The sequence below is a fragment of the Pseudoalteromonas sp. APC 3893 genome (assembly GCF_030408095.1).
Classification (GTDB): Bacteria; Pseudomonadota; Gammaproteobacteria; order Enterobacterales; family Alteromonadaceae; genus Pseudoalteromonas.
Window position 1 is genome coordinate 38,561 of sequence record NZ_JASDCD010000012.1, and the last position, 15,317, is coordinate 53,877.

Here is a 15,317-nt window from a genome sequence, read left to right on the forward strand (position 1 = left end):
CGAGTGTCTGCTCAGCAATAATTTAGTGCCCAACTACTTACTATTCACTGCTATTAGGAACTCAATTACTATGCCTTGTTACAAGCTGACATCTGCAGCCAACTCTCACCACTCATTGTCAAAAATTAGCCGTCATATTTTCCGTGCATTATTTACACTAAGTTTAGGCGCCACGTCTTGCAGTCTTTATGCTGACGAGAAAACTGCTCAGGTAAATTTAGAGCGCATTGAAGTTACTGCCGAGAAACGCTCTGCAAATATAATGGAGGTCGCATCCAGCGTTACCGCCATTTTTGGTCAAGAGCTAGCTGATTCAGAAGTTTACTCTATCACAGAGCTTGGCCACGAGATCCCGAGTTTACACGTGTATAGCTGGGGTGGTCGAAGAGATAGCAACGTATTTATTCGCGGCATAGGTCCGGGCTTATTTACTGAGTCAACCGTCGGCTTTTATGTCGATGGCGTTAATTACAGCAGTAATAGTATTTTCGATTTAGACCTTGTTGATATCGAGCGTGTAGAAGTACTAAGAGGGCCCCAAGGTACATTGTACGGGGGTAACTCTCTGGCAGGTGTTATTAACATAATTACCAAACAGCCTGATGAAGTGCCAGAGGTTACGGGGACTGCTTCCGCTGATAATTTTGGTTCAAAACGAGTGCGATTAGGGCTCAACACACCCATTAATAATGATGATCTATTTTTAGGCATGTTTGTCTCTGCACACAGCACTGATGGCCACTTAGAGAACACCTACTTAAATACAGATTTTGGCGCGCGCGATGATATTAGTGCGCGAGCAAAATTAAAGTGGCTAGCAACAGATAATCTCGAAGCCAACTTTGCAATAGATTATGAACGCTTTAGGGGAGATTCATATGCAATGGGACTCATTGAGAAAATCAAAGAACATCCAGATCAAGTAGATCATGACTTTGTAGGCGTTGATGAGCGCGATGCTCTGGGTGCTTCATTAACCCTTGATTATGAAGGTAGTAATGTTGATTTTATTTCCATCACCAGCTGGCGAGATTGGGACAATGTGAATACCGCAGACCAAGATACCGGAAATAACTCAGAATATCAGTTTCACAGTAATTCGCGTGAAGTGTTTGATCAAATTTCACAGGAAATGCGTTGGAGCTCAAAAAATACCAGCGACTATCATTGGCTAGTAGGCATTTATGGGTATCAGTCAAGTATTCATAACACAACGAGAAATGATTTGAACTTTTCTGCTATGTATCCGGGCAGCGGGCCCATGGTTGATAGATCGGTTACTATAAAAGACGACCAAGCATGGGCTGCTTTTGGCCAAGTTGATTATGCTATCACTGAAGACATAACCGTTATCGCCGGATTGCGTTATCAAAAAGAACAACGAGAAGCAGACATCAGTATAAATTCCCAATCTGCGGGTGTTACAACGCAATATGATGGAGAAAAAGAGTTCAGTGAAGTACTACCAAAACTCGCATTCTCATATCAAACGCATAGTGATGACCTAATTTATGCCTCATGGAGTAAAGGTTATCGCGCAGGAGGCTTTGATACTTTGTATCCGAACTTAAATAAGCCCAGCTTTGAGCCAGAGTACAGCAATAACTATGAAATTGCCTATAAAGCATTAGCACTGGATAACCAACTGAGTTTCTCAATCACGGCGTTTTATGTCTCATTGGACGATCAACAAGTTCAGCAAATGCTAGAAAACACCACAATTATTACAGACAATGCAGGTGAGAGTACCAGCCGTGGTCTAGAGTTTGAATCACGCTACCAACCTCATTCAGATTGGACTATTGGCTTCTCAAGTAGCTATATAGACGCCACCTATAGCGAGTACGAAAGTGTAAACTTTGCTACCGGCGTGGTAGAAGACTACGCAGGTAATCGCTTGCCAAACACACCCAAATTCAGCGCTAACTTATCAATCAGTAATCGTACAGAGCTAAGTGGTGACTACATATTACTTACCCAACTAGAGAGCATTTATATGGGTGAGCGTTTTTTTGATGCGGGGAATCAAATGAAGCAACCTGGGTACTCCCTTTTGAATGGCAAAATCGGTCTTGAAAGTGAGAACTGGTATGCCCATTTATGGGTAAAAAATGCACTTGATGAATACTACTCAAAAGTTGCATTTAACTTTGGTTTTGGTGTAACAGGAGAAGCAGGCAATCCACGAACCATTGGGTTGACAGTCGGTACTAATTTCTAAACTGATAAAGTTTAAAGTGGCGCGTAATTAATTGCTCGCCACTTTTATTTAGTAAAACACACTTAATTTCTCACGAAAGTGGGCGCTAAATTAAGCCGAGCTTCTTTTGGCAGCACGTCAAACTGTTTTCTAAAGGCCACACTAAAATGGCTGACATTGCTGTAACCCAATGAAATTGCCGTTTCGGTAACATTATTGTCTTTGAGTAGACTCATCGCTTTGTGCATTCTTGCTTCTTGGAAGCAGCCGTACACAGTGTTATCAAACAATGCCTTAAAACCTTGCTTAAGTTTACACTGGTTTAAGCCAACCTCTTTAGCCACATCAGAAATCGTCGGTGGGTTACTCAGGTCTGTGAGCAAAAACTCTCTTGCAGCAATAAGTTGTTTCTTTTCTCGAAGTGAAACTTGGTTGCCACTATCAACTGCCTTTAGCGCGCTAAGATGCCAATATAGATAATCTAGCGTCGCAGAGTGTAATAACAAAGGACTTGCTTGTGGCTCTTTTATCAGCCGGTGAATACGGTTTGCACACCCATTGACTTTACCATTCGCTCCACTTTGTTTTACAAAGAATGACAGACGCTTACTCAGCTCTGTACCGCAGAGCTCTTCACCAGCAAGTTCAGTAAGTAGTTCTGGATTTATCATGATAGCTAGGTTACTAAAGTCATTACTGTGATATGAGCAAAAGTTTTCACCTGCTGAAAAGCCAATATTGAAGTCTCCGCAGCCACATTGCAAAAATTGATTACCTACAGTAGCTTCGAATTTTCCCGCAAGAATGCTGTTTAAATGAATATATTGTGCATCACTAGGAAACACATGTTTGGTATCAGCAGGGCCCATTTCATCTGCAGTAGATAAGCTTATTGATAAGCCGGGTAACAACTGGACAAAGTTATGAGCACTTGCAATTTTTTGCGGTTCATTCGTTTTGTCTATTTCAATGTCACTGCACAAAGTCATTTGAAAACCTTATCAATCCTAACTGCGCTCATTGCAAAGAGCTTTGAGTGTGGCTATATTTATTTGAAACTATATCACAACACCTATAATGGATAATAGTTTTCATTTGCATTAAAGCCAAGGTAGCGCCTTTATTAATCAAATAATCCATCACAAAATCAACTTAACTAAAAGCATCTAGGAGCTTTAGCCCTGCTTTTCATCGCAATCAGCTGTATTTTTAATCTTTGTTACTTTATAACAGTATTAATGCTGTTTAATACAAGGAATAAAAATGAAATTACTCTCTCCTCTTGCGCTGCTGGCTACGGTGAGCTTCTGTGGCGTCGCGGCTCAAGCTGATAATGCTTTAAAGTTAGAAGATGTTTTTGATCTTGAATATGCTAACCAAATTGAAATGACCGCTGATGGTGATGTGGTTTATTTTGTTCGTAACCGCATGGATATTAAAAGCGACCGTAAAGTAAGTAATATTTGGTCGGTAAATAGTAGTTCAAAACAACTGCAACCGCTTACCTCTGGTGTGCACATGGATTACTCGCCAGTGCTTTCACCCGATGAAACTCGCTTAGCGTTTATATCTACTCGCGACGGTAGCAGCCAAATTTATGTAAAATGGTTGAATACCGGCGCTGTTGCTAAGATAAGTAATTTAACCCAAAGCCCTGGTAATTTAACTTGGTCACCGAATAGTAAAAAACTTGTATTTAGTCAGTTTGTCCCTGCTGCCAGCGCAAGCCCAGTGTCTTTACCTGGCAAGCCAAAAGGTGCTAATTGGGCTGAGCCTGCTAAGTATATTGATGATGTTTATTACCGCGCTGATGGTGGCGGCTACACTAAAAAGGGTTTTCGTCATCTATTTGAAATTAGTGCCACTGGCGGCAATGCTAATCAGCTGAGCTCTGGCGACTTTGATCATGGTGGTCCTGTCAGCTTTAGCAAAGACGGTGACAGCTTATATTTTTCTGCCAATCGTCATACTGATTACTTATTTAAGCAAACCAACTCTGAAATCTACAAGCTGGATTTACAATCTGCTGAGATCATTCAAATAACCGATAGACTAGGCCCAGATGGCCAACCTATGGTGTCACCCAACGGTCGTTATTTGGCGTATACCGGGTATGATGATAAAAAAACCAATTATGAAAATGCGCAATTATATATTCGCGACTTAAAAACAGGGAAAACACAAAGTCTGACAGACGACTTAGACCGTAGTGTTTCACAAATAAAATGGGCAGATGATTCAAAAGGCCTTTACTTTGCTTTTGATAGTGAGGGGCAAACCACGCTTGCCTATCAACCACGAAACGGTAAGCGTAAGATTCTAACTAAAAACATAGGAAGTGTGGCCTTTGGCCGCCCATATTCGGGTGGTGATTTTGATGTTAGCGAAGATGGCGAAGTGGCATTTACTCAGGCAAATACTCAGCGCCCTGCCGATGTCGCATTTTTAAAGCGCGGTAAAACTCAACAATTAACTCAGTTAAATGAAGATGCACTAGCTAACAAGAGCCTAGCCAAAGTTGAAGAGATTTGGGTTAAATCAAGTCATGATGGTTTGGCTGTACAAGGTTGGGTTGCATACCCACCGGGTTTTGATAAGTCCAAAAAATACCCACTAGTGCTTGAAATCCATGGTGGACCGGTGGCCAATTACGGCCCTCATTTTAGCCCTGAAGTACAACTATTTGCCGCCAAGGGCAATGTAGTGCTTTATATGAACCCGCGTGGGAGTGATTCGTATGGTAAGGAGTTTGCACAAACAATTCATCACAATTACCCAAGCAATGACTTTGATGACTTAATGACTGGTGTAGATGCATTAATAGCAAAAGGCTTTATTGATGAATCGAAGTTATTTGTTACCGGTGGCTCTGGCGGTGGCACATTAACAGCTTGGGTTGTAGGTCATACTGACCGCTTTGCTGCTGCGGTTGTGGCAAAACCAGTTATCAATTGGATCAGTTTTGTACTAACTGCTGATTACTACCCATTTTTTGCTGATTACTGGTTCCCTGGCAAACCATGGGATCACATTGAGCATTATATGAAACGTTCTCCAATAAGCTATGTGGGTAACGTAAAAACCCCGACCATGCTATTAACAGGTGAAGCCGATTACCGTACGCCAATTTCAGAGACTGAACAATACTATCAAGCTTTGAAACTACAAGGTGTCGATACTGCAATGGTGCGTATCCCTGGTGCATCACATGGCATAACCAAACGCCCTTCAAACTTAATGACTAAAGTTGCTTATATTCAGTGGTGGTTTGATAAGCATAGTAAATAACGCTTAAGCTACGAGTTTCGGGCTACAGGCACTCTGCTGATACTCGTAGCTCGTAGCTCGTAGCTCGTAGCCAATATACTGTAAACCCCCTTTACAAAAAGTGAGTGCTTATTCACATTGAGCAATATTTATATCGGACTTAGTAGGTAAGCTGAGTTAGTAAAATTTCGGTTTATAGCAATTTCAGCTAGTTGAGTTAGTAAAAAATCGGTTTGAGTCAATGTTTATGGCGTTTCAGTTAGTAAAAAAATGGTTTGTAACAACTTTGAGTTAGTAAAAAATCGGTTTATATTTTTGTCTCAATGCTTAAAAGCGCTACTAAATATCACTTTTCGTACCTATAACATCAAATAACAACCCTATTTTACGTGTAAATAGGCTTTCTGCCTTTAGTTGATAAAACTCTGATCTATAATAATGCTAAAAAGTAGCGGCTAGTTAAATACTGATCTGCACTTAACCTGAACTCTGGTTAAGAGATGTACTAATGTATTGATATTAAATCACAAATATACTTATTAGTCTCCAGCCGGAGACCTTTAGCGATAACAAGGCGAATTTACGCGTCAATAGCTAGCCTATTGCAAGTAAATTCAACGCAGTTAGCGTTGAAAGTAGCCGCTGGAGATAGATTTATTATCCAGAGTTCAGGTTACTTAGTTAAATACTGATCCGGACATATTAAAAAAGGGCCTTGCGGCCCTGGTAACATTGTTGATAGGAATCTAATCGCTGCTACATCATATTAAAATTGATTCATGGTGTTTGCTTCACCACCGGCTTTAAGAGCGTTCTCACCAGAGAAGTATTCTTTGTGCGTATCACCAATATTTGACCCTGCTAGATCTTGGTGCTTAACCGAGGCCTGCTCGCGACGAATTTCTTGACGTTGAACGTCTCGTACATAAGCCAGCATGCCTAAATCACCAAAGTAACCCTCAGATAAGATATCCGTGCTTAATGCAGCTGTATGGTACGTTGGTAATGTAATTAAGTGATGGAAAATACCCGCTTCTCTTGCGCCATCTCGTTGGAAATTCTGCACCAGAAGATCAGCTGCTTTAGCAAGTTCAGTACCATCCATTTCAGGTGCCATTAGAGCTTTATTATCGTCAAGGCTCGGGTACGCTGATAGGTCACGTCCTGCTTCTTGCCATTCTTGATACACTTGCTCACGGAACTTCAGTGTCCAGTTAAATGAAGGTGAGTTGTTATAAACCAACTTAGCGTCTGGTACTTGCTCTTTAACACGATTTACCAGCTCTGCAATTTGTTTAACATGTGGTTTTTCAGTTTCTATCCATAGCAAGTCAGCGCCCGACTGCAAGCTGGTAATACAATCGAGTACTACACGGTCTTTCTCAGTGCCTTCACGGAATTGGTAAAGACCATTTTCTAAACGAGTTGGTTTACATAATTGGCCGTTCAGCTTCATAGCTGTGTCGCCTTCATTTAAGTCCTCTACACCATTGATAGGCGTAGTTTCTAAAAATGCATTGTACTGACTTGCCAAATCACCAGGCGTTTGTGATACAGGCACTTTTTGTGTCAAGCTCGCGCCTAGGGAGTCTGTACGCGCTACAATAATCCCGTTATCAATGCCCAACTCTAAAAACGCGTAACGCACCGCATTTATTTTTGCTAAGAAATCTTCATGCGGCACAGTCACCTTACCTGCTTGGTGACCACACTGCTTAGCATCAGATACCTGGTTTTCGATTTGAATAGCACAAGCACCCGCTTCAATCATCTTTTTAGCCAGTAAATATGTTGCTTCTTCATTACCAAAACCAGCATCTATATCTGCGATGATCGGCACCACATGACTTTCAAAATTATCTATTTTATCAAGTACCGCTTGTACATCACCGCCAGTTGCTTTAGCTGCATCTAAGTCTTTAAATAAATGGTCAAGTTCACGGGCATCGGCTTGTTTTAAGAAAGTATAAATTTCTTCAATTAAGGCTGGTACTGAGGTTTTTTCGTGCATACTTTGGTCAGGTAATGGGCCGAACTCAGAGCGAAGTGCTGCCACCATCCAACCACTTAAATAAACATAACTGCGCTTTGTAGTTTTTTGATGACGCTTAATAGCCATCATCATTTGTTGTGCAGTAAAACCATGCCAACAACCAAGTGATTGAGTGTATTGGCTCGTATCTGCATCATAAGCGGCCATGTCTTCACGCATTGTGTCGGCAGTAAACTGGGCAATATCTAACCCTGTACGAAAGCGATTTTGCAAACGCATACGGCTTGCATATTCAGGATTAATTGCTTGCCACGTTTTACCTTGAGTTTGGCAAAGTGTTGCTAATGTGTCTGTGTGATGTTGATAAGTACTCATAATAAAAAATCCTTTGAACGGTTAAAGCAAATATTTATTTTGTTGTGAGAGAGACTATGGGGCTTATGCTCCGTAGCGCTTAATTCAACATTAGGCGGATTTTTATGATTTAGTAAATTTATAGTTGTTATGCTGGGTATATATTTTATGAATGAGTAAAAGGCATCCATCTTTGTTTTTTTACGTTATGGTTAACACATAAGAATTTTATGCACCGTGACCGTTTAAAGGATAGCAACTATGACAACTTCTTCTCACAGCTTATTTGGCTTAACTGTCGATGCGCAGTTAGCCAACTTTATTAATCAACAGCTTCTACCTGACACAGGTGTTAGTGAACAGCAATTCTGGCAAGGCTTTGCAAAAATCGTTGAGGATTTAACGCCAACTAACCAAGCGCTGTTGGCCAAACGTGATGTATTACAGCAAAAAATTGATGATTATCATCAAACTCAAACGCAGTGGAATGCTCAGCAATATCAGGAATTTCTCATAGATATTGGTTACTTAGTGTCGCCGCCAGATGATTTTACAATTGAAACCCAAAACGTTGAGCCCGAAATTGCCCAATCTGCAGGCCCGCAACTCGTTGTGCCTGTAAGTAATGCACGCTTTGCTCTTAATGCAGCAAACGCACGCTGGGGCTCGCTTTATGATGCCTTGTATGGCACCGATGTATTATCACAAGAAGATGGCGCAGAGAAAGGAGCAGTGTACAACCCTGTTCGTGGCTTTAAAGTAATGGCTTTCGCAAGGCAGTTTTTAGATAAATCGCTGCCGCTTGTAAGTGGCTCGCATATCGAAAGCACCAATTACTCAATAGTTAATGGTCAATTACTTATAACGCTAAGAGACAGCTCACAAACCTGCCTAAAACAGCCTGAGCAACTTGTTGGTTTTACTGGAGAAGCACAAAATCCTACCGCTATTTTACTAAAAAATAATGGATTACATATCGAACTGCAAATAGATCATCAACACCCTATTGGTAAGGCTGATAAAGCGGGATTAAAAGACGTCGTACTTGAAGCCGCATTGACCACCATTATGGACTGCGAAGATTCCGTTGCTGCTGTAGACGCTGAAGATAAAGTGCTGGTTTACCAAAATTGGTTAGGCCTGATGAAAGGCAATCTAGTAGAGTCTTTTGAGAAAGACGGCAAGCTTGTTGAGCGTGCGCTTAACCCTGATAGGTGCTTTACAACTGTCAGTGGAGAGCAGCTAACCTTAAAAGGCCGTAGTATGATGTTTGTGCGTAACGTGGGTCATTTGATGACAAACCCAGCAATGCAAGATAGCAATGGCCAGGACGTTTATGAAGGTATAATGGATGCGATGATCACCGCAACGGCAGCATTACATGATTTAAATGGTAAAAGTGCAATCAAAAATTCATCTGCGGCGAGTATCAATATCGTTAAACCCAAAATGCATGGTCCTGAAGAAGTTACTTTTACAAATACATTATTTACACGTGTTGAAGAAGTATTAAATCTACCTAAAAACACCATAAAAATGGGGATTATGGATGAAGAGCGCCGTACCTCAGTAAACTTAAAAGCATGTATTGAAGCAGCTAAAGAGCGCGTAGTATTTATTAATACAGGCTTTTTAGACCGTACTGGTGATGAAATACATACATCAATGCAAGCTGGCGTTGTACTGCCTAAAGCTGCAATCAAACAACAGCCTTGGATCAGTGCCTATGAAGATAGAAACGTAGATATTGGGTTACAAACGGGGTTAAGTGGCCGCGCACAAATAGGTAAAGGTATGTGGCCGATGCCAGACAAAATGGCATTAATGATGGAACAAAAAATCGCACATCCACAATCAGGTGCAAATACTGCTTGGGTGCCCTCCCCTACCGCTGCAACCTTACATGCTATGCATTATCATGATATTGATGTGTTTGCCTGCCAAAAAGCTATTGCAGAAAGAATGCAGGCAAGTTTAAGTGATTTACTTACACCGCCATTAATGGCAAACCCTAGCACACTAACTAAAGAAGACATTCAAGCAGAGCTTGATAATAATGCACAAGGGATTCTAGGCTACGTTGTTCGCTGGATAGACCAAGGTATTGGGTGTTCAAAAGTGCCTGATATTAACCACATAGGTCTGATGGAAGACCGGGCAACACTACGGATATCGAGCCAACATATGGCCAACTGGTTACATCACGGAGTATGTACACAAGCCCAAATTGAAAATACAATGGCAAAAATGGCCAAGGTGGTTGATGGTCAAAATGCCCACGATCCGGCTTATAAAAACATGGCCGATTCCCCGCAGAGCTTAGCAAATAGTGTTGCATATCAAGCAGCATTGGCACTCGTATTAGAAGGGACTACACAACCAAGTGGCTACACAGAGCCACTACTTCACGCGTTTCGTATTAAATATAAAAGCGAGTTAGCGAGTTAGCGAGTTAGCGAGTTAGCGAGTTAGCGAGTTAGCGATAATAAAGATTGTTTGTGTCATAGCCAGCCTTAGGGCTGGCTTTTTTATTACCTATTCATAACTACAATGAATGGTTAACATTCAGCAACCAAAAAAGTGCATTAAAAATAATGCGCTTTCAAAACAACGGCGTAATCTTACGCAAGACTTATTCTAGCTAACTTTGCTCTCGCTAACTTTACTCTCGCTAACTTTACTCTTGCTAACTTTACTCTCGCTAGCTTTACTCTCGCTGCTACCCTTCGTTCACAACCGTGGCGTTGTGATAAACGTTTTGTACATCATCGCAGTCTTCTAGCATATTGATAAACTTATCAAAATTAGCGATATCATCTTCATCAGTTATATCTACATGTACTTGCGGTACAAAGGTAATTTCATCAACTTCAAAATTAATGCCTTCAAAAGCTTCTTCTAGTGCCGTTTTAGCTTTGTAATACTCTGTATGCGGTGCAAAAACAGATACTTTTCCATCTTCAACCTCTACATCGGTTACATCCACGTCAGCCATCATCAGCGCTTCAAGTACCACTTCGTCATCATCACCACTAAAACCAAGAACAGCTAGGTGATCAAACATATGAGCTACACAACCTGGAGTACCAATTTTTGAATCAGTTTTAGTAAACGGTAAGCGGACATCTTTGATAGTACGATTTGGGTTATCTGTTAAACAGTCAACAATAACCATACAGTTACCAGGGCCATAACCTTCATAACGAGCCGGTGAATAGTCTTCCCCTGCGCCACCGGCGGCTTTTTTAATCGCGTTGTCAATAACGTGGGCTGGAACTTGATCGCGTTTAGCGCGCTCAATAATGCGCTTTAGAGCTTGGTTAACCTCTGGGTCGGGTTCACCATTTTTAGCAACAACGTAAATTTCTTTACCGTATTTAGAATTAACTTTTGTTTTCGCATTGGCAGTTTTTGCCATAGAACTTTTGCGGACTTCAAATGCTCTGCCCATCTTGTGCCTCTATTGTAAAATCGGTATAGGTGATATTTTACCAATTCCAACACAGTTGAGCTAGTAGCTAGCTTAGAATAATAAAACGACTGTAAATAAGATAAGGATTAGTGGAAAACAAAAAACAACCAATTTAACATAATATAATTATATCTAATTATGTATCACTGTATTCTGGTCGACAAGTTCGTCAACGAGTAATGCAAGTTCATTAAAATGATGCAAAATATAGTCAGCTTGCTCTGCATATTCAGGAACTTTATCCGGCGCATATAAACAAGAACGCATGTTAGCATTTTGGGCCGCTTGAATATCATAAAGATAATCACCTACATACAGCAAATTGCTCTGCTCTAACTGCCATAAAGTGGCAATTGCATTTAAAGCACTTGGATCGGGTTTTGGTGGTGCATCGCTGCGAGTTAAAACGGTTTGAATGGGTAACGGATTATTTTTAAGCTTAAGTGCAGCTGCACGGTCATAATTTCGGGTCACTATTGCCATTGGAATGCCTATCTTTTTTAAATGGGCAACGGTGTTAGCTACACCAGGTAGTAAGCTTGCATGTTGAGCATCTATTAGCTCATGCTGATGCACTATATTCATTGCTTCCTCGCGCATGTACGGCGAGGGTAATCCTGCAATATGGCTTAGTAAATCCTGCTCGTCAGGACAACCTAACTGGGCTTTAATCAAGGTAAAGTCTAATTCAGACGAAACTAAAGTACCGTCTAAATCAAAGATCACACCTTTTATGCTATCATGATGACTGTTCATACCATTCCTTGTATATGATTGTTTTTTCATAGCTACACCCGCTTTACTTTAAGATAGTTTACGTGCCTAAATATGCAAAGGATCAGCGAATGTTTTTTTTGTAAAAAAACGCGCACAAAATTACAGTACGCGTTGGTTGGGAACAGAAATACTTACTGAGCGCCCTGCCCTTGTTTTGGTTCGAAGCGTGCTTCTAGCCAGGTGTCATCTTGAGTAAAGTGCAAAGTTTTAACTTTGCCTTTACCTTCAACGTTCACCATATTGACTTGTGCAGGCCAAAGATCACGAAGTGCACCATGACTCATTCTTATTCCTTGTATACCTTTAGGAATAGGGGCTTCTTGGTAAACCCAAAAAAACTTACCATCAACCTGCGCGCCAACCTCACTTAGCGTAAGCGGCTCGCCAGTTAAGGTTTGCAATGCCACATGTGATTCTATGTAATTCGCAAACCGTTGTTGGTCTTGTTTATTACTAATAATATCTGCGCCACCAGGAAATAAATGCTCAACCGCATGCTCTGTGTCGTGCAAATAAAACCTATGCATTAGCTCAATATTATTTGTGCGCTTATTAAATAAAACCGTTGTAACCGATGCTTTTAATTGATGCGCCATAGTAGGCGCAGCAATTATTAGAGCTAAAAAAATGAGCAAAAAGCGCATTAATTTTGCTCCTTAGCGTCTTTATCATCGTCTGTTTTAAGCTCAGTTTTAATATCTTGCATGATATCGCGACTTACTTTCGCTTTACTCTTCTCACGCTTGTAAACTTCAATACGTGAAGGAATAATACGACGAGGGTAGTTGTTATTTTCAACGTCTACGTCTGCTGTTTCCCAACGAGGATCCACAGATACAGACACAACAGGCTTATTTTTATCGGTAATAATCAGCTTTTGCACATGCTTATGATTACGACGCCAAATTTCAGCAGGAATATATTGCTCTTCTTTGCTGCCATCTTCGTAAGTCAGTTCAAGTAAAATAGGCATTACTAAGCCGCCCACGTTTGAAAACTCAAGCACGTAGTAATTTTTATCTTCTTCTAAAGCACGATCCAACACTTTTCGTTCCCATGGCTCTAAGCCTTTTAAGAACTTATTATAGGAGTTACGCTCTTTGTTCGTTACTGTAAAGCGATCATTCGCATCATAAAAGTCTGTGACGTCAGGGTTTTCTTCAACCCATAACTTTTTACCTTCAGCTCTGTTGCGCTCAACAAATAGTGGCATTGGTTTATCCGCTTCAATGTCACGTAAACGGTTAAAGTCGATATCAGGGTTTTTAGTATCTAGCTGTAATTGATAAACTTTATCTAATGAGATATCTACATGGTCTGTCGTGTAGAACCACCCGCGCCAAAACCAGTCTAAATCAACACCTGATGCTTCTTCCATAGTACGGAAAAAGTCTGCTGGAGTAGGGCGTTTATACTTCCAACGCTGGGCATACTCTTTAAATGCAAAATCAAATAAATCACGCCCTAAAATCACTTCACGTAGAATATTAAGTGCAGCTGCAGGCTTAGTGTAGGCATTAGGACCTAAGCGTAATACGCTGTCTGATTGGGTCATTACTGGCACTTGGTTTTCTGATTTCATATAAGCGACAATGTCACGTGGCTCAACGCCCCATGGGATTGTGTGATCCCATTCGCGTCCTGCAACACCATCTAAAAAGCTATTTAAACCTTCATCCATCCACGTCCATTGACGTTCATCAGAGTTAACAATCATAGGGAAGTAGATATGCCCTACTTCATGGATTACTACACCGATCAAAAAGCGCTTTTCAGCTTGCGAGTAAGTGCGAGTTCCGTCATCTTGTAGCTCAGTACGTGGGCCGTTAAACGTGATCATCGGGTACTCCATGCCACCGACAGGGCCATTAACTGATTGCGCTACCGGATATGGGTAATCAAATGAAAAACGTGAATACACTTCCATGGTATGAACCACAGATTCAGTTGAATATTTTTTCCATAAGTCGCCACCTTCTTTAGGGAAGAATGACATAGCCATTACTAATGGCTGCTCATCACCACCTTGGTTATAACCTTTTGCATCCCACATAAACTTACGCGATGATGCCCATGCAAAATCACGCACATTTTCTGCTTTAAAGTGCCATGTTTTGGTTTTATCCGTGCCTTCTTTTTCGTTCTCGAGCGCTTCTTCTTCAGTCACAATGAAAACTGGGCGCTTAGCATTTTCAGCGTCCTTTAAACGACTGCGCTGAGTGCTAGTTAGAACAGAGCGTGGGTTATCAAGCTTGCCGGTCGCCGATACGATATGATCGGCAGGCACTGTTAATTCAACATCGTAATCACCAAATTCGAGTGTAAACTCACCACTGCCTAAAAAGGCTTTATTTGTCCATGCTTCATAATCAGTATACGCCGCTAAACGAGGAAACCACTGTGCAAGCAAAAAGATATCGTTTCCATCTTCTTCAAAATGCTCATAACCAGAGCGAGCGCCTACAGCATCTTCTTCAACAATATTAAAGGCAAAGTCCATACTGAACTCAACGTCTTGACCAGGTTTAAGAGGGTCATTTAAGTCGATACGCATTAAGGTATCTACAATTGTAACTTTGAGTTCATCGCCACTGTCGTCTTTGACATTAGCAATAGTGAAACCTAGTTCGTTATCACTCATAAATTGTTGGCGGCGCAATTGTCCTAAACTAAGCTTGGTTGGCTTAGCATCAGGGCGACCTTGTAATTTACCAGCATTAAATGTTGCTGTACGCTCAGCTATTGAATCACTTTTAAAAATATTTTGATCCAGTTGTAACCATAAATACTTCAACGTGTGAGGTGAATTATTTTTATATTCAATTATTTGACTAGCGCTAAGACGACGGTTTTTTTCATCGAGTTTGGCATCAATTTCATAATTTACTTGCTGCTGCCAATATTTTTCACCGGGCTCACCAGCCGCGCTTCGATACACATTTGGTGTTGGTAAGGCTTCATCAAGTTGGCGAAACTTATCGACGAATGACCCTTTTGTTTGCTCTACCGAAGAAGCAAGTACCGCGCTCGACATTGCCAAAGGCACTAATAAAGCACCTAAAGTAACAACTGCCTTTTTCATAATTAATCCTGTTAGATTTACGTGATAATACTTTGGCAAAACAGATGACTAAATTCAATAAAATAGCGACCAAGCACCGATTTTATAAGGTAAAGAATATGTTATTCGTCAGCTCTTAATGTAAAGGGGGTTTACAACCTAGTTCAGGCTTAATTCATCAACATATTCTAAA

The 15,317-nt window shown here is 40.9% G+C and carries 9 protein-coding genes; 3 read left to right on the top strand and 6 right to left on the bottom strand.

Annotated elements, in window-relative coordinates; all coding sequences use genetic code 11:
• Positions 1–70 precede the first annotated feature (70 nt).
• Positions 71–2,221: a TonB-dependent receptor gene (locus QMA12_RS13940; RefSeq protein WP_290210375.1), complete on the top strand. Its 2,151-nt coding sequence runs from the start codon at positions 71–73 to the stop codon at positions 2,219–2,221.
• A gap of 62 nt (positions 2,222–2,283) precedes the next feature.
• Here QMA12_RS13940 and QMA12_RS13945 read toward each other — a convergent pair whose 3' ends face one another.
• Positions 2,284–3,189 (bottom strand): AraC family transcriptional regulator, encoded by a 906-nt coding sequence (locus QMA12_RS13945; RefSeq protein WP_290210376.1) that lies wholly within the window; start codon positions 3,187–3,189, stop codon positions 2,284–2,286.
• A 274-nt stretch (positions 3,190–3,463) separates the two neighbouring features.
• Between QMA12_RS13945 and QMA12_RS13950 the strand changes: the two genes are divergently transcribed.
• A complete protein-coding gene (locus QMA12_RS13950; protein WP_290210377.1) occupies positions 3,464–5,488 on the top strand; it encodes a S9 family peptidase in 2,025 nt (674 codons plus the stop codon).
• 745 nt (positions 5,489–6,233) lie between these two features.
• Here the strand turns inward: QMA12_RS13950 and QMA12_RS13955 are convergent.
• The gene (locus tag QMA12_RS13955; RefSeq protein WP_087533580.1) at positions 6,234–7,835 is read right to left on the bottom strand and encodes an isocitrate lyase; all 1,602 of its coding nucleotides are present in this window, start codon (positions 7,833–7,835) and stop codon (positions 6,234–6,236) included.
• A 240-nt stretch (positions 7,836–8,075) separates the two neighbouring features.
• Here QMA12_RS13955 and QMA12_RS13960 point away from each other — a divergent pair, with 240 nt between their 5' ends.
• Positions 8,076–10,262 (top strand): malate synthase G, encoded by a 2,187-nt coding sequence (locus QMA12_RS13960; protein ID WP_087533581.1) that lies wholly within the window; start codon positions 8,076–8,078, stop codon positions 10,260–10,262.
• Positions 10,263–10,533: 271 nt separating this feature from the next.
• Here QMA12_RS13960 and QMA12_RS13965 read toward each other — a convergent pair whose 3' ends face one another.
• The 4 genes from QMA12_RS13965 to QMA12_RS13980 form a co-directional block, all read right to left on the bottom strand.
• Positions 10,534–11,265: a YebC/PmpR family DNA-binding transcriptional regulator gene (locus tag QMA12_RS13965; protein ID WP_290210378.1), complete on the bottom strand. Its 732-nt coding sequence runs from the start codon at positions 11,263–11,265 to the stop codon at positions 10,534–10,536.
• Between the two features lie 153 nt (positions 11,266–11,418).
• Positions 11,419–12,042, bottom strand: a complete 624-nt coding sequence (locus QMA12_RS13970) for an HAD family hydrolase (RefSeq protein WP_087533583.1) — start codon at positions 12,040–12,042, stop codon at positions 11,419–11,421.
• Between the two features lie 152 nt (positions 12,043–12,194).
• A complete protein-coding gene (locus tag QMA12_RS13975) occupies positions 12,195–12,707 on the bottom strand; it encodes a DUF6702 family protein (RefSeq protein WP_087533584.1) in 513 nt (170 codons plus the stop codon).
• The gene (locus QMA12_RS13980; RefSeq protein ID WP_087533585.1) at positions 12,707–15,145 is read right to left on the bottom strand and encodes a M1 family metallopeptidase; all 2,439 of its coding nucleotides are present in this window, start codon (positions 15,143–15,145) and stop codon (positions 12,707–12,709) included. The genes QMA12_RS13975 and QMA12_RS13980 overlap by 1 nt, the downstream gene beginning before the upstream one ends.
• Positions 15,146–15,317 lie beyond the last annotated feature (172 nt).

Bases quoted from the DNA above. Each gene is read 5' to 3' on its own strand.
- QMA12_RS13940 (WP_290210375.1), top strand. From the start codon at position 71: ATGCCTTGTTACAAGCTGACATCTGCAGCCAACTCTCACCACTCATTG.
- QMA12_RS13945 (WP_290210376.1), bottom strand. From the start codon at position 3,189: ATGACTTTGTGCAGTGACATTGAAATAGACAAAACGAATGAACCGCAA.
- QMA12_RS13950 (WP_290210377.1), top strand. From the start codon at position 3,464: ATGAAATTACTCTCTCCTCTTGCGCTGCTGGCTACGGTGAGCTTCTGT.
- QMA12_RS13955 (WP_087533580.1), bottom strand. From the start codon at position 7,835: ATGAGTACTTATCAACATCACACAGACACATTAGCAACACTTTGCCAA.
- QMA12_RS13960 (WP_087533581.1), top strand. From the start codon at position 8,076: ATGACAACTTCTTCTCACAGCTTATTTGGCTTAACTGTCGATGCGCAG.
- QMA12_RS13965 (WP_290210378.1), bottom strand. From the start codon at position 11,265: ATGGGCAGAGCATTTGAAGTCCGCAAAAGTTCTATGGCAAAAACTGCC.
- QMA12_RS13970 (WP_087533583.1), bottom strand. From the start codon at position 12,042: ATGAACAGTCATCATGATAGCATAAAAGGTGTGATCTTTGATTTAGAC.
- QMA12_RS13975 (WP_087533584.1), bottom strand. From the start codon at position 12,707: ATGCGCTTTTTGCTCATTTTTTTAGCTCTAATAATTGCTGCGCCTACT.
- QMA12_RS13980 (WP_087533585.1), bottom strand. From the start codon at position 15,145: ATGAAAAAGGCAGTTGTTACTTTAGGTGCTTTATTAGTGCCTTTGGCA.